Origin of the sequence: Flavobacterium inviolabile (assembly GCF_013389455.1) — a bacterium.
GTDB classification, from domain to species: domain Bacteria; phylum Bacteroidota; class Bacteroidia; order Flavobacteriales; family Flavobacteriaceae; genus Flavobacterium; species Flavobacterium inviolabile.
Genome location: NZ_CP058278.1, coordinates 3,279,762 through 3,300,029, shown reverse-complemented (window position 1 = coordinate 3,300,029; position 20,268 = coordinate 3,279,762). Strand labels below are relative to the sequence as shown.

The 20,268-nt window shown below is 41.8% G+C and carries 19 protein-coding genes; 2 read left to right on the top strand and 17 right to left on the bottom strand.

Annotation, left to right across the window (positions count from 1 at the left end; genetic code table 11):
• Positions 1-110 precede the first annotated feature (110 nt).
• The 12 genes from argH to fahA form a co-directional block, all read right to left on the bottom strand.
• Entirely contained in the window at positions 111-1,391 is a 1,281-nt protein-coding gene (argH, locus tag HW120_RS14830; RefSeq protein ID WP_177734928.1) for an argininosuccinate lyase, read from the bottom strand.
• A gap of 11 nt (positions 1,392-1,402) precedes the next feature.
• Entirely contained in the window at positions 1,403-2,476 is a 1,074-nt protein-coding gene (locus HW120_RS14825) for a M20 family metallo-hydrolase (protein WP_177734926.1), read from the bottom strand.
• Positions 2,477-2,479: 3 nt separating this feature from the next.
• Positions 2,480-3,268 (bottom strand): acetylglutamate kinase, encoded by a 789-nt coding sequence (argB, locus tag HW120_RS14820; RefSeq protein WP_177734924.1) that lies wholly within the window; start codon positions 3,266-3,268, stop codon positions 2,480-2,482.
• Entirely contained in the window at positions 3,255-4,208 is a 954-nt protein-coding gene (locus tag HW120_RS14815) for an N-acetylornithine carbamoyltransferase (protein ID WP_177734922.1), read from the bottom strand. The genes argB and HW120_RS14815 overlap by 14 nt, the downstream gene beginning before the upstream one ends.
• A 6-nt stretch (positions 4,209-4,214) precedes the next feature.
• Entirely contained in the window at positions 4,215-5,351 is a 1,137-nt protein-coding gene (locus HW120_RS14810) for an aspartate aminotransferase family protein (RefSeq protein WP_177734920.1), read from the bottom strand.
• 98 nt (positions 5,352-5,449) lie between these two features.
• Positions 5,450-6,415: an N-acetyl-gamma-glutamyl-phosphate reductase gene (gene argC, locus HW120_RS14805; RefSeq protein WP_177734918.1), complete on the bottom strand. Its 966-nt coding sequence runs from the start codon at positions 6,413-6,415 to the stop codon at positions 5,450-5,452.
• Positions 6,408-7,622, bottom strand: coding sequence for an argininosuccinate synthase domain-containing protein (locus HW120_RS14800; protein ID WP_177734916.1), 1,215 nt, complete (start codon positions 7,620-7,622; stop codon positions 6,408-6,410). The genes argC and HW120_RS14800 overlap by 8 nt, the downstream gene beginning before the upstream one ends.
• A 4-nt stretch (positions 7,623-7,626) precedes the next feature.
• Positions 7,627-8,244, bottom strand: coding sequence for a GNAT family N-acetyltransferase (locus HW120_RS14795; RefSeq protein ID WP_177734914.1), 618 nt, complete (start codon positions 8,242-8,244; stop codon positions 7,627-7,629).
• A 462-nt stretch (positions 8,245-8,706) separates the two neighbouring features.
• On the bottom strand, positions 8,707-10,170 hold the full coding sequence (locus HW120_RS14790; protein WP_177734912.1) for an N-acetylmuramoyl-L-alanine amidase: 1,464 nt from the start codon (positions 10,168-10,170) through the stop codon (positions 8,707-8,709).
• Positions 10,171-10,174: 4 nt separating this feature from the next.
• Complete coding sequence (locus tag HW120_RS14785) at positions 10,175-11,023, bottom strand: TolB-like translocation protein (RefSeq protein WP_177734910.1); 849 nt, start codon at positions 11,021-11,023, stop codon at positions 10,175-10,177.
• A 177-nt stretch (positions 11,024-11,200) separates the two neighbouring features.
• Positions 11,201-12,385, bottom strand: a complete 1,185-nt coding sequence (locus tag HW120_RS14780; RefSeq protein ID WP_177734907.1) for a hypothetical protein — start codon at positions 12,383-12,385, stop codon at positions 11,201-11,203.
• Positions 12,386-12,499: 114 nt separating this feature from the next.
• Positions 12,500-13,783: a fumarylacetoacetase gene (gene fahA / locus HW120_RS14775; RefSeq protein WP_177734905.1), complete on the bottom strand. Its 1,284-nt coding sequence runs from the start codon at positions 13,781-13,783 to the stop codon at positions 12,500-12,502.
• A 110-nt stretch (positions 13,784-13,893) separates the two neighbouring features.
• Between fahA and glyA the strand changes: the two genes are divergently transcribed.
• Both glyA and HW120_RS14765 read left to right on the top strand, forming a co-directional pair.
• On the top strand, positions 13,894-15,168 hold the full coding sequence (gene glyA, locus HW120_RS14770) for a serine hydroxymethyltransferase (RefSeq protein ID WP_177734903.1): 1,275 nt from the start codon (positions 13,894-13,896) through the stop codon (positions 15,166-15,168).
• Between the two features lie 594 nt (positions 15,169-15,762).
• On the top strand, positions 15,763-16,455 hold the full coding sequence (locus HW120_RS14765) for a hypothetical protein (RefSeq protein ID WP_177734901.1): 693 nt from the start codon (positions 15,763-15,765) through the stop codon (positions 16,453-16,455).
• Between the two features lie 39 nt (positions 16,456-16,494).
• On the opposite strand, the gene HW120_RS14760 is transcribed toward HW120_RS14765, so the two are convergent.
• The 5 genes from HW120_RS14760 to HW120_RS17760 all read right to left on the bottom strand — a co-directional run bounded on the left by HW120_RS14760 (position 16,495) and on the right by HW120_RS17760 (position 20,041).
• Positions 16,495-16,938, bottom strand: a complete 444-nt coding sequence (locus HW120_RS14760; RefSeq protein WP_177734899.1) for a carboxymuconolactone decarboxylase family protein — start codon at positions 16,936-16,938, stop codon at positions 16,495-16,497.
• Positions 16,939-17,014: 76 nt separating this feature from the next.
• The gene (locus HW120_RS14755) at positions 17,015-17,590 is read right to left on the bottom strand and encodes a Crp/Fnr family transcriptional regulator (protein WP_177734897.1); all 576 of its coding nucleotides are present in this window, start codon (positions 17,588-17,590) and stop codon (positions 17,015-17,017) included.
• Positions 17,591-17,697: 107 nt separating this feature from the next.
• Positions 17,698-18,150, bottom strand: a complete 453-nt coding sequence (locus HW120_RS14750) for a GNAT family N-acetyltransferase (RefSeq protein ID WP_177734895.1) — start codon at positions 18,148-18,150, stop codon at positions 17,698-17,700.
• The gene (locus HW120_RS14745; RefSeq protein WP_177734893.1) at positions 18,151-19,329 is read right to left on the bottom strand and encodes a retropepsin-like aspartic protease; all 1,179 of its coding nucleotides are present in this window, start codon (positions 19,327-19,329) and stop codon (positions 18,151-18,153) included.
• 151 nt (positions 19,330-19,480) lie between these two features.
• Positions 19,481-20,041, bottom strand: a complete 561-nt coding sequence (locus tag HW120_RS17760) for a DUF4377 domain-containing protein (RefSeq protein WP_246296997.1) — start codon at positions 20,039-20,041, stop codon at positions 19,481-19,483.
• Between the last annotated feature and the right edge of the window lie 227 nt (positions 20,042-20,268).

The window sequence follows — 20,268 nt, the reverse complement described above, 5'->3', positions numbered from 1 at the left end:
TAAGATAACTTATACTCAAATATATACATTTAGTATGGATTTTTTGGTTTCCGGATAAAAGGATTTCATTTAAAAAAAATACGTTATGCAGCCACAACGTATTTTCTAAATTAATAAGCATTCTCCATTTTTGCCTGAATCTCTTCCAGGCAAAGATTGTTGATACTGCCTTCATGGGTATGTTTTGTTTTTTCTGGAGCTTTGAAAGTTCCGTTTTCCAATTGCCCGGCTATTATTTTATAGGCATCCCGAAACGGGATTCCCTGAACGACCAATTCGTTTAAGGCATCTACCGTAAAGAGGTAGTTGTATTTCGGATCGTTTAGGATTGTCTCTTTTACTTCAATATCCTGCAAGGCATAACGGGTCATTTCCAGACAGGATTTTAAATTTTGAATAGCCGGAAACAAACCTTCTTTCAGCAGCTGGAATTCCCTGTGGTAACCACTGGGCAGATTGTTCGTTATTAAGGTCAGTTCATACGGCAGACTCTGGATTTTATTCGCTTTTCCCCTGATCAGCTCAAAAATATCCGGATTTTTTTTATGCGGCATAATACTGGAACCGGTGGTCAGCTGTTGCGGTAACGTCATAAAATCAAAATTCTGACTCACATACAGGCAGACGTCCATTGCCAGTTTCGACAAGGTTCCGGCAACGCTGCTCATCGCAAAAGCCAGCGTTTTTTCCGATTTTCCACGGCTCATCTGCGCGGCAACGACATTGTATTTTAGTGTTGCAAATTGCAGGGTTTCGGTTGTATGCATTCGGTCGATAGGAAAGGAGCTTCCATAACCGGCCGCAGAACCTAACGGATTCTGGTCGACAACCTGTAAGGCGGCATTCAGCATCGTAATATCGTCAATCAGACTTTCGGCATAGGCAGAAAACCACAAGCCAAAAGAGGAGGGCATGGCAATTTGCAGATGCGTATAACCGGGTAATAAAACCTGCTGATTTTTATCGGCTAATGCCATCAGCAAATCAAAAAGTGCTTTGACCAATGCTTTTATAGCGGTGATTTCGTCTTTAAGGTACAAATGCAGGGCTACCAAAACCTGGTCGTTTCGGGAACGCGCCGTATGGATCTTTTTTCCGGTGTCGCCCAGTTGTGCAATCAGCATGGACTCTATTTTGGAATGTACATCTTCAAAATCGGCTTCAATGGTAAACTGTTCTTTTTCAATGGTCAGCAGTATCGCTTCCAGTGCCTGAATAATGTCCGCTGCTTCCGTTTCGGTCAGTAATCCTGTTTTTGCCAGCATTTTGGCATGACCGATGGATCCCAAAACATCATATCGGGCTAAAATAATATCCAGTTCCCTGTCATTGCCTACGGTAAACTGTTCAATTTTCTGATCCGTAGGGATACCTTTTTCCCATAATTTCATGTTTCGTGTTTTTATGTGGTTAGTAAATAGCCTTCGAGTATGTTGATGTATAATTGAATTCCTTCTTCAATTTCCCGGCGATAGATAAACTCGTTAGCCGTATGGGAACGCAGGGAATTTCCCGGTCCTAATTTTAAGGACTGACAGCTCAGTACCGACTGGTCGGAGAGCGTTGGAGAACCATAGGTGCTGCGTCCTGAAGCGATTCCGGATTGCACTAACGGATGCTGTGGTGCAATCGAAGAGGCATTTAAATTCATCGAGCGCGGTTTTATAACGGCCGATACCTGCTGAACCACCGTGTCCAGTATTTCCTGGTTGCTGTAGCGGTCGTTTACACGGATATCCACGACCAGCCGGCATTCGGCAGGAACAACATTATGCTGCTTTCCGGCATTGATCTGGGTTATTGTCATTTTAACCGGTCCCAATATGTCGGAAACCTTTTCAAAGCGGTAATTTTTAAACCAGTCGATAACGGCAAGCGTTTTGTAAATAGGGTTATCATCGTTGTGATGTGCGGCATGACTGGCTGTTCCGTTTACCGTAACATCCAGTACCAAAAGTCCTTTTTCGGCTATGGCCAATTGCATTTCGGTGGGTTCGCCCACAATTGCACAATCCAGCGGAGGCAAATGTTGCAGGACGCTGTTTAAGCCGTTCGGTCCGCTGCTTTCTTCTTCGGCGGAAGCCACGATCACAATATTGTGCGACAGGTTTTTGTGTGTATAGTAATAGGCAAAGGCAGCCAATAGCGAAACCAGGCAGCCACCGGCATCATTACTGCCGAGGCCGAAAATTTTGCCGTCTTCCTCAATAGGGGTAAACGGATCAAGGGTATAGCCCTGATTGGGTTTTACGGTATCGTGATGGGAGTTGAGCAGTAATGTCGGTTTGGAAGCGTCGAAATGCTGGTTGTAGGCCCATATATTATTGTTTTCCTGTTTAAAAGGAATATTATTTTCCTGAAACCAGTTTTGGAGTAACTGTGCCGTTTGCTGCTCTTCTCCTGAAAAAGAAGGAGTGGCAATGAGCTTTTTTAATAATTGGATGGCTTCGTTTGTTAGCGTTGGTATTGTTTTCATAAGTTAAAGGCTAATTGTGGTACATCGTGTATCTGGATCTTCAAGAACTGCCGGGTTTCCAATAATGACCCGGTCAACTCCTTTGGACAATGCCAGGAAGCAGTTGTCGAGTTTCGGGATCATACCGGAATGTATCGCACCGATTTCCAGCAGATCCCTGTATTTGGATCGGGTGATGGCCGGTATAACGGAATCGTCATCATTTGAGTTGATTAAAACACCTTGTTTTTCAAAGCAATAAATCAGCTTTACCGTATAGATTTCCGATAGGGCGCTGCCCAGTTCCGATGCAATGGTATCGGCATTGGTGTTTAAAAGCTGCCCGTTTCCGTCATGGGTAATGGCGCAGAAAACCGGTACTATATTTTGGTCCAGTATTTTTGTGAGTGGTTCTTTATTAACGGCAATGATGTCCCCCACGAAACCAAAATCGATGTCCGGATTTTTTCTTTTTTCGGATACGATCGTGTTCCCGTCGGCTCCGGAAAAACCAATGGCTATTGACTGCTCCGCGTTCAGCTGTGCAATAATTCTTTTATTAATCAGTCCGGCATAGGTCATTACAACGACATCCAGCATGTGCTGGTCGGTAATTCTCCTGCCGTCAATCATTTGCGGTTCCAGACCTAAGGACATGGCGATTTTACTGGCTTCTTTTCCGCCGCCGTGAACGAGTATTTTAGGCCCGTCTGTTTTGGAAAAAGCGGTTAATACTTTCGATAAAGCAACCGGATTATCAATAACATTGCCGCCGATTTTAACGATGGTTATATTGGGTTTACTGGCTTTCATGTGCTAATATTTTGGTTAGAACGGCCTGTGCCGCATAGGTTCTGTTGTTTGCCTGCGAAATGACGATGGAATCGGCACCGTCTAAAACGGCATCACTAACAACCTGGTTTCGTCTCACCGGAAGGCAATGCATGAATTTTGCCTGTTTGGTCAGTGCCATTTTTTCCGGGGTTACCATCCAGGCAGCATCCTGCGACAGTATCTGTCCGTAATCGTTATAATTGCTCCAGTTTTTGGCATAAATAAAATCAGCATCTTTAAATGCTTCCTCCTGGTTGTGGGTAACGGTACTGTTTTTGGTCACTTCCGGATTGAGCTCATAACCTTCCGGATGTGTAATAACAAAATCAACATTAGCGAGCTGCATCATTTTTATAAAGGAATTGGGAACCGCATGTGGCAAAGCTTTCGGGTGCGGTGCCCATGTTAAGACCACTTTCGGTTTTTGGGTCGTCTTGTATTCCTGTATGGTCAGTATATCGGCAACCGCCTGTAGCGGATGTTCCGTGGCGCCTTCGAGGCTGATTACCGGCACCGAGGCATACTGGACAAAGGCGTTGATGACATGTTCTTCTTCATCTTTTTCCTTATCGGTTAACGAAGGGAAACTGCGAATGGCGATAATGTCGCAATACTGGGAGATTACCTGTGCCGCTTCTTTTATATGTTCGGCTTTGTCGCCGTCCATAACCGCACCGTCTTCAAATTCCAGGCTCCAGCCTTCGTTGTTGAGGTTCATGGTAATGCAGTTCATGCCCAGATTAGCGGCTGCTTTTTGAGTGCTCAGTCGCGTTCTTAAGCTGGGATTGAAAAATAACAGTCCCAGGGTTTTGTTTTCGCCTGCTGTTTTGTTGGCATAAGGATTGGATTTGATCTGTTTGGCTAATAGAAGCAACTCGTCCAGATCGTCAATATGGTTTACGGATGTGAAATGTTTCATGTTGTTTTAGGTTAAGGTTGCGAGCGCATTTTTGAGCCCTTTTACAAAATAATCAGTGTCGTCTTTGGTGATGGATAATGGCGGCAGTATGCGCAGCAGGTTTTTTTGTGCGGCATTGCCGGTAAAGATGTATTCTTCATAAATGAGCTTTTGACGCAGTTTGCTAACGTCAAAATCAAATTCCAGTCCGAGCATTAGTCCTCTGCCTTTCACTTTTTTGATTTCGGGAAATTGTTGCATCTGATCGCAGAAATAATCATGCTGAAGACGGACATTGTCAATCAAAGCTTCTTTTTCGATGGTTTCCAATACCGAAAGAGCCGCAGCACAAGCCAGATGGTTGCCGCCAAATGTGGTTCCCAGCAAACCATAGGAGGCTTTGAATCTGGGACTGATTAAAATACCACCAACAGGAAAACCGTTGCCCATTCCTTTTGCCATCGAAATGATGTCCGGCTGAATTCCGTGGTGCTGATGGGCAAAGAATTTACCGGAACGACCGTAACCGCTTTGGATTTCATCCAGGATCAGGATAACGTTATGGGCTTTACAGAGCTGTTGCAATGCCTGAAAGAAAGCGGTTGTACCTTCGTCCAGCCCGCCAACACCTTGGATGCCTTCGATAATTACGGCACAGACGTCGCCTTTGGCAATTTCATCGGTCACCGAACCGATGTCGTTTAACGGTAGGAATACGACTTCGTGCTTATTGTTAACCGGCGCTATGATAGCGGGATTGTCGGTTACGGCAACCGCGGCAGAAGTACGTCCGTGAAAGGCTTTTTGAAATGCAATGATTCTGGATTTTCCATTGTGGAAAGAAGCGAGTTTTAAAGCATTTTCGTTGGCTTCCGCGCCGGAGTTGCACAGAAATAAGGAATAGTCGGGATAACCGGAAAGCTGTGCCGTTTTTTGTGCCAGTTGTTCCTGGATAGGGTTTACTATCGAATTGGAGTAAAATCCTATTTTCTGTACCTGTCCGGTAATTGCACTAACATAGGCTGTATGGGAATGACCAATGGAAATAACACCGTGGCCTCCGTAGAAGTCAAGGTATTCCTGGTTATTGGCATCCCATACTTTAGCGCCCATGGCTCTGGTTGGGGTTATGTTGTATATGGGGTAAACGTTGAATAGATTCATTTTTTTAGTTTTTAAATAGTGAAAAGTAAAGGGCAATTAGCAAAGGGCAATTAGCAAAAAGCAAAAGGCAATTAGCAAAGGGCAAAATGTAAATGGGATTAGAAATTACCGGATTTTAATTGCAAGCCTGTTTTTTCATCTAAGCCGAACATCAGGTTCATGCTTTGAATTGCCTGACCGGATGCGCCTTTGATGAGGTTATCAATAATGGAAGTTACCAACAGGTAATCTCCTTTTTTGGTAAGGCTGATCAGGCATTTATTGGTCTGTACCACTTGTTTCAAATGGATGTTTCCGGTGGTGACCACAACAAACGGTTCCTTTTCGTAAAAGGCCTGAAACTGTTTTATATGTGTGTCCAGTGATTTGTCGGTTTTGGTATACAGCGTTGCAAAAATGCCTCTGGTAAAATCGCCACGGTTGGGTATAAACAACAGTTCCTGATAGAAACCGGTCTGTGTGATGGCCAGACTTTGCTGTATTTCATCCAGATGCTGGTGTTCAAAGGCTTTGTAATGGGACATATTGTTGTTTCGCCAGCTGTGATGCGTTGTTTCCGAAGGCTGTACGCCGGCACCGGTACTTCCGGTAGTGGCATTAATATGAATACTGTTTTGCAGTTCCTGGTGCTGTGCCAACGGTAGTAAAGCGAGCTGAATAGCCGTAGCGAAACAGCCCGGATTGGCAATAAACTGTGCTTTCTGTATGGCTTTTTTGTTCCATTCCGGCAGTCCGTAAACGAAGGCTTCCGCATCTTTTTGCAAACGGAAGTCATTCCCCAGGTCGATGATACGGGTGTGACCGGCAAAAGAATGTGCCGCTAAAAAGGCTTTCGATTTGCCGTGTCCCAGGCAAAGGAACAAGACATTGATTTCCGGGTTTACCGTATCGGTAAATAGTAAGTCCGTTTCACCAAGGAGGTCCTGATGCACATCCGTTACCGGTTTACCGGCATTGGTGGTGCTGTAAACAAAGTCGACTACAGCCTTAGGATGGTTATTCAGTAAACGCAACAGTTCTCCGGCAGTGTAGCCGGAACCTCCGATAATACCAACATTAATCATAATCCAGATAATTTACATGTGAATAAATAGTTTGTGCATTGCCCAGGATTTTAATGAATCCTTTGGCTTCTTCGGCCGTCCAGGCGTTGTTCATTTCGCCATATTGCCCGAACCGGGAATTCATCAGGTCGTGAGCCGATTCCACTCCGTCCAAAGAGAAATGGTAGGGCTTTAGCGTTACGGTCACTTTTCCGCTGACTGTTTTTTGAGAGTCCGTCAGGAAGGTTTCGATATTGCGCATAACCGGATCCAGGAATTGCCCTTCATGAAACAACATGCCGTACCAGTTGCCCAATTGTTCTTTCCAGTACTGCTGCCATTTTGTGAGTACGTGTTTTTCCAACAGGTGATGGGCTTTGATAATGAGTAAGGGTGCCGCGGCTTCAAATCCGACTCTGCCTTTAATACCGATGATGGTATCGCCCACGTGTATGTCTCTGCCAATAGCAAACGCGCTTGCCAGAGCTTCCAGTTTGAGGATATTGTTCGCCGGAATGTCTTTTTGATGATTGATGCCGACCAATTCTCCTTTTTCAAATTCAAGGATCACTTTTTCGGGTACGGTTTTTTGTAATGGCGAGGGATAAGCTTCTTCCGGTAACGGCAGGTGAGAGGTTAGGGTTTCTTTTCCGCCCACACTGGTTCCCCAGATCCCTTTGTTGATAGAGTATTGCGCTTTTTCCCAGGAATAGTTGATGCCGTTTTGCTGTAAAAATTCCACTTCCTGCTGACGGGACAATTGCTGGTCTCTGATGGGGGTGATAATTTCAATCTCGGGGGCGATGGTTTGAAAAATAAGGTCAAAACGAATCTGGTCGTTTCCGGCTCCGGTACTGCCGTGCGCAATTGCTGCCGCTCCGTTTGCTTTGGCATATTTTATGACTTCCAATGCCTGGAAAACACGTTCGGCACTGACCGAAAGGGGATAGGTGTTGTTTTTGAGTACGTTGCCGAAAATCAGGTATTTAATGGCTTTGTTATAGTATTTTTCAACAATGTCCAGGTTGGTATGCTGTGTGCTGCCCAATGCATAGGCTCTGGCCGTAATGGTTTCCAGTTCGGCTGTGGTAAATCCTCCGGTATTTATCAGCACTGTATGTACTTCGAAACCGTTTTGGATTAAATACGTCAGGCAGAAAGAGGTGTCCAAACCACCGCTATAGGCCAATACTACTATTTTGGAATGATTGTTCTGAGTTTTGTTCATGGTATTATTTTTTTAAGAAAAGTGCCTGTTTGATGCTTTTTAATCTGCCCAGCACTTTTTTGTTAAAGGTGTATTCCTGTTCCTGGTTTTTCTTTTCTTTCGGGTCGTACAGCATTCCGGTGCAAAGGCACATTTTGTTTTCTTTGCGTTGCAGGATATCGAAATTCGCACAGGTTTTGCAGCCTGCCCAAAAACTGGGATCATCGGTTAGTTCCGAAAAAGGAACGGGACGATACCCGAGGTCGGAATTGATTTTCATAACCGCTAAACCGGTGGTTATTCCGAAGATTTTTGCTTCCGGATACTTTTTCTGGGAATACTCAAATACAAAAGTTTTGATCTTTTTTGCCAATCCGAGATGCCTGTAGCCGGGATGTACGATCAATCCGGAATGGGCTACGAATTTTCCGTGCTGCCAGCTTTCGATATAGCAGAATCCGGCAAATTTTCCATTCTCCAAAGCGATCACAGCTTCCTGTAAATCGATCTTTTTATGGATGTATTCCGGAGTTCTCTTGGCAATTCCGGTACCTCGCTGCAGGGCAGATGTTTCGATGGTGTCGCAAATTTCCTGCGCATAGTGATAATGCTCCTTTTGAGCAATAACAATGATTACATTCATTTCTAACAATGATGAATAAAGGATTAATAGAAAATAAAAAATAGGGGGTGTGGTTCGAGCCTAAAAGAAATTAGTGTCGAAAAGAGCAGGCTTTACCGTCGTGTTGTCAGTATTACAGACTGTAATGCTAAAAATATAAATGTGTTGTTAAGACTGTTTTGTCCTGATACAAAAATTACTGGTTCCAAAATGGGAAATATGAGAAATGAATAACAATATGAAAAACTCGGGTACTAGAAAGTCGACCGCTCTGTCCGGGAAGATAGGATCAGGGTTTTCCGTGTAGAAAAGTTACTATGTAACATTGTTGTTTTCATTGCTGCAAATGTAAAAGATTTTGTAATAGGATGTGTTAAAAAATACAGAAAGTGATTTTTTTAACAATAGAAGTCCCTGTTTACAGGGCTTTACACTAAAAAAAATCCGGAGCATTGCCCCGGATTTAAACAAAAAAGAAAGGATTTATTTCTTAATAATCTTACGAATGTATTCTTTATTGTCTGCTGTAATCTTGACAATATAGATTCCCGCAGCAAAATTACGAATGTCAATCTGCTCGGATACGGTGTTGTCTGCCGGTGTCAGATTGTTTTCTAATACGATACGTCCGTTGGTATCGATCAGCATCAGATGAAGCTGTTTTACGGCTATATTTTCAATGGAAAGGTTGATTATTCCGTCTGACGGGTTAGGGTATAAGTTTAAGCTGTCAAATCCGTTCGGAGCTGTTTCACCAGCCATTTTCGCACCACAGCTGGTTGCTGTTACGCTGCGGGTACCGTTCGAATTACTGATTGTTCCCACACTGTTTTTGGCAACCATCGAATACGTATAGGTAGTACCGGCAGTGATCAGGTAAGTGTTTAAGAATGATGTTCCTGTAACATCCGGAGCATACAGGTTACCGTTTCTGTAAATATCATAAGTAGTGGCATTGGCAGATGCGGTCCAGGTAACGTTAATGGCACTGGTAGTACCGCTGCAGGTTGCTGTTGCAGTTACCGTAAAGGCTCCCGGAGTACTGCAGGATGGCGGTGTAGCCGACAGGGTTCCGTTTGAATTATTGGTACTGCTGCTGGCATTTTTAGCTTTTACATAGTAGGTATAGGCTGTTCCGGCGGTAACGGCGGTATTCAGGTATTGTGTTCCTGTAATGCTGCTGGCATATAGAGCACCGTTTCTGTAAATATCGTAGCTGGTGGCATTGGCAGAAGCGGTCCAGTTCAGTCTTACGCGGGTAGCTGTTCCGTTGCATTCCGGTGTAGCGGTCAATGTGAATGCGCCCGGAGCGGTAACGCTGCAGGTCAGGTTCAGGTTGGATTTTAAAGCATTAAAGTAGGCAGACGCAAAAGAATCCCTCCAGGTGGAGCTTGTTAGTTTTGTAGCATCGGCAGAATCCACAAAACCGATCTCATTTAAGCATCCTGTAGCGGAAGAATAGCGTAAAACACCCAAATGATAGGCCAGGAAGCTATTGTCTTCCACGCAGCGTCTGTTTGTCCAGGAACCGTAAGAAACCATATCGGCCTGGATTTTTTGTGCAAAAGCAATATCCGGAGCGGTATTGGTATCGTCATAAGTACAATAGAAAGTCTCGGTTCCGGTACCACCGCCGGCGTTACAGTGAACGCTCAATAAACGGTCAGCATTCCAGTTATTGGACATCGTTGCTCTTTGGGTAACGGATGTCCAGCTGTTTAGGTTTGTGGTTCGGGTCATGTATACGGTCCACGTACAACTGTTCTGGATCAGGGTACGGGTTCGTAAACCCACTTCCAGTGAAGTTTCTATTTCGGTTGCGGTTCTTCCGTCGGGATTGTCACTGGTTGAGGTGCCATATCCGTGACCCGGATCGATAACGATTATCTGAGCGTTTGCCATAAAGGTCACTACTAAGGCAAACAGGAGTGCAGTTATTTTTTTCATGTGTTTAGTTTTTTAGTTGAGAAGTGAAAATTCTACCGGTTTTATCATCCGAAAACATTATCTGGTTTTTGCCGTAAAATGTTGGGAACATTTCGGTAAAAACTTCTGTATTGGTGATTTTTTTCGGTCTGAAAGCGCTGGTGTCAAAAAGGTATATCTCGGAGTTGCTTACCGTATGCCCGTCTTCACTTTCGTCTAAAAAGCCTAATAAGTATTTGTCGTCTGCCGACCAAGAAGTTGCGATTCCGGTGCCCACTTTTGTTCCTTTTCCGTCTCCGTTAAGGTCGTAAACAAAAATGTCCGGACCGTTGTGTACCGCTACTTTTTTACCGTCATTGGATAAAATAGCGTTGTAGAATTGTCCTTCATCGCCGGTAACTACCCAGCTTTTATCGCTGGCCAGATCTTTGGCTTCGATTTTTAAAGTCGTCAGGTTGGTGTAAACAACTATGTTTGTTGTTTCACCCTGAAACGAAGGCAGGAAGTTGTGATTGATGTTTGTTTTACGTTCCAGTTGTTTGGTGGCAACATCATAGGCCATAACTCTGGATTGTGAGAAATATTCTTTTTCTCCTTTTTCCTTGAAATAAAAAACGGTACCGTTCTTATCCCAGCTGTAACCATAACCGCTGCCGTCCTTATCGGAAATTTTGACAACAGTGTTTTTTTTCAGGTCTAAAAGATAGAGCCCTTTAAAATGCTCGCCTGTTAGCAAGGCATAGTCTCCGTTTGGAGCTACTACGGGATTGGTGTAAAATCCCTCAACATTAATGCGATTGAATTCGGATAGTTTCTGGGCATGGCCGCTGATGCCTAAAAACAACATCGAAATGAAAAGTAGGTTTTTTTTCATAATGTATAGATTTGATTTTCATAAAATTAGCATTTATATTTTATAAAACGTCAAATTTTTATTAACAAATAATTAATATTATAATGCTTGTTAATATTTTAATGCAGCCTTTCGGAAATAAAAAAAGTGCTTTAATTACTAAAGCACTTTGGTTGGTTCAGCCTGAAAACAGGGGTATTATTTACGGAATTTATTCCGGGTGATAATGTTCTTTAATTTGGATTTAAGATCTTCGCCGGTGTCAAAAACCATTTGTTCGTTGCTTGGGAACGGCACGGCTTTGCGGTCAAAATACTGGTAGTAATTTTCATCGCTGGCACGTCGGTCTCCGTTATAATTGGCATAGATGTTCTGGAAAACAAATTCACTGCTCAACGGGAAAGTTTCGATCAGCTGGTTGGTTTTAAAATCGATATAATCAACTTTAGCCGTTATCTGGCAGGCTTTGAATTGTGTAAATTCATAGATGTTGATTTTTATCGTACGAAAGTTGTCTACTTTAATCGGTTTGCCCAAACTGTCTCTTACCACACGTCCGTTAGCATCCAACAGGTTTTTTACGCCGTCTTTGATCTGTTTTTCCTTGATGAATTGTTTTTCTTTGATTTGTTCCGGAGTGATTTTAATGTCCCTGAAGTTTACAATTAAACCAAAATCGTAAGTCACTCCTTTTTGCCGGTTACTGTGGTAAACGGTCCATTTGTCGTTCAATCCCAGCGTGCTGAAATCCAGAAGATCGTTTTGCAGACCAACCGGAATGACCATATTGGTTTCGTTTTTTGTATAGACGTTTACAAAGTCGGTACCTTTAAATTGTGCCTCATCCATTAATTTTTTGACATCTTTAAAGCCCGGGCTTAAGGTTTCCAGATAAGCGAAATCGTCGTAAGCTCTTCTGAAATTCATTTTGTCGTTGGTAGCCAACAAAGCTTTGGAGTTGTTATACAGGTGTTTGGCAAGTGCATTTTTGCTGCTTATGATCTGATCGGAATAATCGTCAAAAGGGAAAAGGGCATTGCGTTTTTCTTTCAGCAACTGCAAAGGCAATAGCGGGCGGATGCGTTCCTGGCGGTTGTTAAGCTGCAAATAGGTATTGTACAGTTTTTCCAGTTTGGAAGGATTGGCATCTTTTATCAGTAAATCGATAGTCCGTAAATCACGTTCTTTGGCTTTGGCAAACGCTTCTTCCAGTAAATAGACATAATCTTGTTTACCTTTGGCATTTTTGTTATTGCTCAGTCCTTCGATAGCGCGGTTAATAGCACCGTCATAATCGCCTTCGCTGATCATGCTTTGGGTTTGTTTGACACCACAGGAATAAACAAATGCTATTACGGAGAACAGCGCTATAATTTTCTTCATAAATCGGACATTTTACTTTGGGTCAAAAATATAATTTTTTTAAGAGGTATTTTCGGTCAGGACATAAAAAAACTCCGAATTTAATCCGGAGTTTGATTTTGATTCGGAAAGAATCTATTTTCTTTCGAAAGCGGGAAGCAGTTTACTGGAAACTTCTCCGAATCCGATTCTTACATTGTTATTCTGGCAGTATCCTTTCATGATTACAGTATCGCCGTCATTGATAAATTTACGCTCGGAACCGTCATTCATTTTAATCGGGTTTTTTCCGCCCCAGGTTAATTCCAGCATCGAACCGAAACTGTCTTCTGTTGGACCGGAAATAGTACCGGAACCCATCATATCACCTGAATTCACACGGCAACCGTTGATGGTGTGGTGTGCCAGCTGCTGACTCATTGTCCAGTACATGTATTTGAAGTTGGATTTACTAACGCTGGTTGCTTCTGCATTTTCCGGTGCAATTAATACTTCCAGGTTAATATCGAAAGCATGATCGCCGGTTTGCTGTAAATAAGGCAGCGGAGCCGGTTCCTGTACAGGACTTGCCACGCGGAAAGGTTCCAAAGCATCTAAGGTTACAATCCACGGAGAGATGGAAGAGGCAAAGTTTTTCGCTAAGAATGGTCCCAGCGGCACATATTCCCATTTCTGGATGTCACGGGCACTCCAGTCGTTTAGTAAAACCATACCAAAGATATAGTCTTCGGTTTCACCAACAGGGATATTTTCACCCATGATATTGGCATCGGTTGTGATGAAAGCGGTTTCCAATTCGAAATCCACCGTACGGGAAGGTCCGAATATCGGTTGTGTTTCCCCGTTTGGAAGGGTTTGTCCCATCGGGCGGTGAATCGGGATTCCGGAAGGAACTATCGTTGAACTTCTTCCGTGGTAACCCACCGGAATGTGAAGCCAGTTTGGCAATAAGGCATTGTCCGGATCACGGAACATTTTACCAACATTGGTAGCATGTTCTTTACTGGAATAGAAATCGGTATAATCACCGATTAAAACCGGCAATTGCATTTCAATATCGTTAACATTGAAAATCACAACTTCTTTGTGCGCTTCATTATCTCTTAATTGCGGATTTACGGCATCAAAAATTTCAGCCAGGCGATTACGAACCAATCGCCATGTTTTTTTTCCATCGGAGATAAAGTCGTTCAGCGTATCCTGCATGAACATATCGTCTGTTAATTCTATTCCTTCAAAGTACCCTAATTGTTGTAAGGCTCCCATATCGATCGCAAAATCACCAATACGAGTTCCTATGGTTACGACATCGTCTTTTGTTATGAAAACTCCAAATGGAATATTTTGGATTGGGAAATCGCTGTTTTCAGAGACGTGTAACCACGATTTTCTGTTAGGGTCATTGGCACTTATAGGCATATTGTTTGTTGTTTTTGTTGTTGAAAAATTCGAAATCAAATATAGTCCCTATTGTGAATTTAACAAACGATTTTCGTATTTTTGAACTCAATTTAACGAAATATTATAAAATGCAACGCGACGAACAAATTTTCGACTTAATTCTTGAAGAACAAGATAGACAAATTCACGGACTGGAACTTATTGCTTCTGAGAATTTCGTGAGTGATCAGGTAATGGAAGCAGCGGGTTCTGTTTTAACAAATAAATATGCAGAAGGATATCCCGGAAAAAGATACTATGGCGGATGTGAAGTAGTGGATGTTATTGAGCAGATTGCGATAGACAGAGCGAAGGCTTTGTTTGGAGCGGCTTATGTGAATGTACAACCGCATTCCGGTTCTCAGGCCAATACAGCTGTTTTTGCTGCCTGTTTAAAACCGGGTGACAAAATATTAGGTTTTGACCTTTCACACGGTGGTCACTTAACACACGGTTCACCGGTTAATTTCTCCGGAAAATTATACAATCCTGTATTTTACGGAGTAGAGCAGGAAACAGGAATGCTGAACTATGATAAAATTCAGGAAATTGCTACGAAAGAGCAGCCTAAATTGATCATTGCAGGTGCTTCTGCGTATTCCCGCGATATGGATTTTGCGCGTTTCAGAGCAATTGCAGACAGCGTTGGGGCTATTTTAATGGCGGATATTTCACATCCTGCCGGATTAATCGCGAAAGGATTAATGAATGACCCGGTTCCGCATTGTCATATTATTACAACTACGACACACAAAACATTAAGAGGTCCGAGAGGAGGAATGATCATGATGGGGAACGATTTTGAGAACCCATTCGGAATCAAGACACCTAAAGGAGAAATCAGAATGATGTCGTCTTTATTGGACGGAGCTGTTTTCCCTGGAAATCAGGGCGGACCGTTAGAGCATATCATTGCCGCTAAAGCGGTTGCTTTTGGTGAAGCTTTAACCGATGAGTTTTTCACTTATGCAATGCAGGTACAAAAGAATGCCAAAGCGATGGCTGCTGCCTTTGTGAAAAGAGGGTATAACATCATTTCCGGAGGAACGGACAATCACATGATGTTAATTGACCTGAGAAATAAGAATATTTCCGGTAAAGAGGCTGAAAATGCTTTGGTAAAAGCGGAAATTACCGTTAATAAAAACATGGTTCCTTTTGATGATAAATCACCATTTGTAACCTCTGGTATCCGTGTGGGAACTCCTGCCGTTACTACCCGTGGATTGGTGGAAGCCGATATGGAAACAATTGTTGCTTTGATTGATAAGGTAATTATGAACCATACAAACGAAGAGATTCTTGAAGAAGTTGCCGACGAAGTAAACGATATGATGAGCGAAAGAGCGATGTTCGTTTTTTAATAAGCGATCAGTAAATATTAAAAATCCCTCTTTTAGGAGGGATTTTTTGTTTTTATTCCGGTAACAAAATTAAATGATAAAAGAGTTGACATCTATATTGAATCCCATTGTAAAAAGGGACTAAAAATAGTCTGGAGTAGTGTAAACGTTATAACAACTGGCTGAAGTTAATTATCAGCACAATCAGTTGTCTTATTAGCATAATCATTATCTGTACCATAAGTAAATCAATGACTTTATAAAGGTTTAACGGACTGCAAGTTACAAAAAAAGGAATAAACGTTTTACGGTTTTTCCTGTTATTTTTTATGGATATTCTTAATAAAATCATAAATTTTGCAGTGTAATGCCGGCTATATTCCGGTTCCGGGTTTCCGATGAATGCCCGTCTAAACAGGTAAAACGATAAACCGGCACTACAAATCAAAACTTCCGCTGTTTTTAGGGCATGGTTGTTTTCTTTTTTTGAAAAAAATAGAAAAAGCAGCTAAACAGGCATTGTGTTTGATAATTAAAATAGCGTTAAAAAGCGGCATAATATTTTTATGTCGTCCTTAATTTGTTATTTTTAAACTTTAAAAAAATTTCAGCCTGGTGAAATCGTTATATTTATTATTTCTTGTAATCGGATTATCCGTAAATGGTTTTGCGCAAAATGATTTTATCATCAAATCCAAACCGATACCGCGTTTGAAGATACCCATCGCCGCTCCGGACAAAGCATCGAATACCACTGCTTTTCCATCGATGAATTTTGGTGCTTCCATTTTTGATACTCCCGTGAATCCTTTAGATGCTTTAAAACCAAATACGTCTTCTTTTCAGATTGGCGATACTAATAATTCCGGTTTTGGCAGCGAAAAAGAGAAGTTCGCAAATCCGGGAGAGGTATATGTAGACAGGCTGAAACAGGATTTTAAAGGAGAAGGCAACGGCGATTCCAGGATTTTTAAAAGAGATCAGTCTTTTGGTGAGATCAGAACGAAATCGGAATTTGTAAAAATACTGTACCGTGACCATGAATATGTAGACGGGGATATGATTAAGGTACTGGTTAACGGTAAGATTGTGGTTGCCCAGGTAATACTACAGGGCGATTTTAAAGGAATTACACTGGGTCTGGAAAAGGGATTCAACAAACTGGACTTTGAAGCACTAAACCAGGGAAGTTCCGGTCCCAACACAGCGGAGTTTAATATCTTTGATGATAAAGGACAGACGCTGTCGGCAAACCGATGGGATCTGGCCACCGGCTTTAAAGCAACAATAATGATTATCAGAGAATAATATAAAAATAAAAAATCCCTTTTTAAAGGGATTTTTTATTTAGTCTCTTTCGGGCTGCAAACCACTTGCAATCGCAATCCGGTTCCAGCTGTTAATGGTTACTATGGCAAACATCACCTGGGCAAGATAGTTGTCGTCTTTTAAAGCCTCCTGTGCTCTTTTAAAGGTAGCATCCGATACATGGTGCTGGATCAGGGTCATTTCTTCCGTTAATGCTAAAATAGCCTGCTCTTCTTCGGTAAAGAAAGGCGTGTCTCTCCAGGCATTCAATGCATAAATCCGTTGTTCCGTTTCGCCGGCTTTTCGGGCATCTTTGGTGTGCATGTTAATGCAGAATGCACAGCCGTTAATCTGGGAAGCTCGGATTTTTATCAGCTCTTTGTGGGTAGTGGTCAGTTTGGAACTGCTTAAATATTTTTCAAAGGCATACATTATTTTATATGCTTCCGGTTCTACCTGACTAAGGTTTATTCTAATGTCCATAACTATTGATTTTTAATATTATAGGACAAAGTTATGGGCTGCAAACCGGAAAAAAATTAAGAAAACCTAAGAAATACTATTTTGTGTTTTTTTTTCGGATTTCACTCAGGTATTCCGGTGTCAAGCCCAGAAAGGACGCCAGCATGTATTGCGGTACGCGCTGGATAAAGCCCGGATACAGTTTGGCGAACTGGGAGTAACGTTCTTCTCCCGATAAAGCAAATATATACTGGATCCGGATTAAAGAAGCGGTATAGGCTCTTTCCAGGTTTTTACGGAAATAGCTCTCTATTTTAGGAACCCGGAGAAACAGTTCTTCTTCTTTTTCCTTGCTGTAATACAACACTTCCGAGCGTTCCAGTGCCTGGATGTAAAACTTTGACGGCTGTCCGGATGAAAAGCTGACATAATCAGTTATCCACCAGTTTTCAAGTCCGAACTGAATAACCTGTTCCCTTCCGTTTTCGGTTATGATATACAAACGAAAACAGCCTTTAACGATAAAATAGTTGTATTTGCAAAGACTGCCTTCCTGTAGCAGAAAGTCTTTTTTGGCAATATCTTTGGAACTGAAATACGTTTTTATGATGTTTTCGTCTTCAGCAGTAAGGGATACGGATTTTTTAATATGAAGAAAAAGTTGTTCAAACATAGCAGGAGCTTTGGTATAAAGATAATCGATTCTTAGCGGATAGCTTTGGTTTTAAGGATAGTATTTTGCCGGAACAATGGTTTCCGGAAAGGTACTCTCTTTAATCGTTATAGTTCTTTTGAAAGCCGGATAAGGTGTCTGCACTTAATCCCGTTTTCATAAATAGGCTCTTTATAGTTTGTGGTGAAGAAGTCTTTTTCAATATTAAAAATGTCAAATCCCTGTTTCTGGTATAAATACAGCTGACCGATGCTGGAATTGCCGGTAGCAATTTGAATGGTCCGAAAACCTTTTTTCCGGGCTTCTCCGGCGGCATGGTCAAGCAGCTGCTTTCCAATTCCTTTTTGCTGACAGGCTTCCTGTACGGCTATGTTTTTGATCTCTGCCGTTGCGGTATCTATGGGAAACAGTACATAAACTCCAACGGCGGCCGTTCCGGCATACATGACAAATACAAACGACTGATGGATATAACTGTCAATCATTGCTTTTGACGGATCGGCCAGGTATAATAAATCATACGGCAGCGGTTCGGTCTTATCCAGCTGTTTTATGGTCATTTAGTTTTTGTTTAAGGTCAGCTTTGTTAAGTCTTCTGCGCTGTTTCTAAAAGTTACTGTAGCGGAATCTTTATTCTTTAATGGTGAAGGTTGGGTCACAATATAACAATGATCGATGTTCTCGTAGTTGATGTCGTCAATCTGAACGATTTCGTCACCAATGCCCACGGTTCCTCTTATGGCATCGTCCCAGATAATCCCCACGACTAATTTGTCATTAACGATAGTGGGCTTGAAACCAAATTGTTTTTCCTTTAGGTCATAGCTTTCCCTGAAAGGCTCAAAATAGAAGTATTTGTTCTTATAATCGATGGTTACGATACCGTGATTGAGCAGTTCGGCACCAAATCTGGAGTTTTGATCGCTGGTGGTTTCAACAGTTGCGTTTTTAAAAGGAATACCGTTAATTTTTATTTCCGGAATGGTAAAGCGGTAATTTTTGGTACCGCCGGCATTGCCAAAAATACCGATGGTGGCATTGCCATAGCCTTCCTGTGTATTGGTAAAGAGGTTTTCATTTTTAAAAATATCATAGGCTCTTAGTGACATATCGTATAAATTGTTCATACCGGTATCGAATAAAAGCTGTTCTCTGGCACTTTTTTTATTTCGAAGCTCAATGGTAATATACGGACTGCTCTGATTGTCCACGAGTATTAATTTTGAAGCGTGTTTTTTATTCAGGTTTAATTTGGAATGATTGTCGGTTATGACAATGGTTTGCTTTGTAGAAGAAAGATGCAGGATGGAATTTCGCAGCATGTTACTGCCGATGAATCCATCAATGTTCATGCATTCGGAAATCAGTTTGTTGTCGCTAACCAAAGCCGGAACATCATTAAAGGCAATATTGCCCAAGGTGACTTCCGGTAAAGAAACCATTTTCAGGCTGTCGATTGTTCCGTTGGCATCTGTAATATTGGCATTGGTAAGCACTGCCGGTTTGAGATGGTCATATAGTTTTTTTGTGATAATGCAGGGCGCACCGGTATCCAGCAGGAAACGATAGGTTTTATTCTGGATGACAACCGGTATGATAATCTTATTGTTTACATTTTCGTATGCAATCTCCGCATGATAATCCTTTTGACTGGTTCCGCCCTGGTTAAAGGTAAACTGCTGGGCAGTGGTTGTAAATGGAATGAAGCATAGCAACAGGAGGCATAGGTAATGTTTCATAGAATTTGGTTTTATTTCGATAAATATACAAATTCACGGTTAACGATTAATTCCGGAAAATGTTAAACTCAAAAAAATGATATCCGGTTTATAATAAAAAAAACAGCCTCATTGTTGTAATGAGGCTGCGCTGTAAAACGAATTACGGTTTTTATTTTTTTGGTTTGGGAAGATTATCAGACGTTTTTTTCTGTTTGGAAATCTCTTTTACCAATACATATTTTAAAGATGAGGCATCTGCCGGCGGATTGTCAATTTTTTCTTCTTTTACTTCCAGCACATATTCATTTCCTTCTTCATACTTGAATCCTTCAATACCGCTGTACCAGAACTCCCAGTCTTTTTGACCGTCTTTTTTGATCAACAGGCATTTCTGTGGGGCTACTCCGGTACAGTCTGCCTGTTGCGAAGCGATTGTGAGCTGGAAAGTTGCCGCCACTTCGGCTTTTTGCGGTAATCCTTCCGATACTTTAGCTGTTTTGGAAATTTCCTTTACCAAAACATATTTCATAGCGGGTGCATCTGCCGACGGATTGTCGATTTTTTCTTCTTTTACTTCCAATACATATTCATTTCCTTCTTCATAGTTGAATCCTTCAATTCCGCCATAAAGATTTTCCCAGTCTTTCTGATTTTCTTTTTTTATCAACAGACATTTTTGAGGGGCTACTCCAACACAATCTGCTTCCTGTGAAGCAATTGTTAGTTTCATCACTTCGTTTTTGTTACAGGAAGTAAACAAAAATAGTGACAGTAAAAAATACATTACAGGTCTAAACATAAAACTTGATTTTAAGATTATTGATTTTGTTGAATGCTATTTTATCCGATCGATGCGGATAGAAACGAATGTAGTAAAGTGGATGTATATTACAAATATAGCATTTTTTGTTATAAAAATCGGATTAAATGTGGGAATACCGGCTATAAAAAAACCGT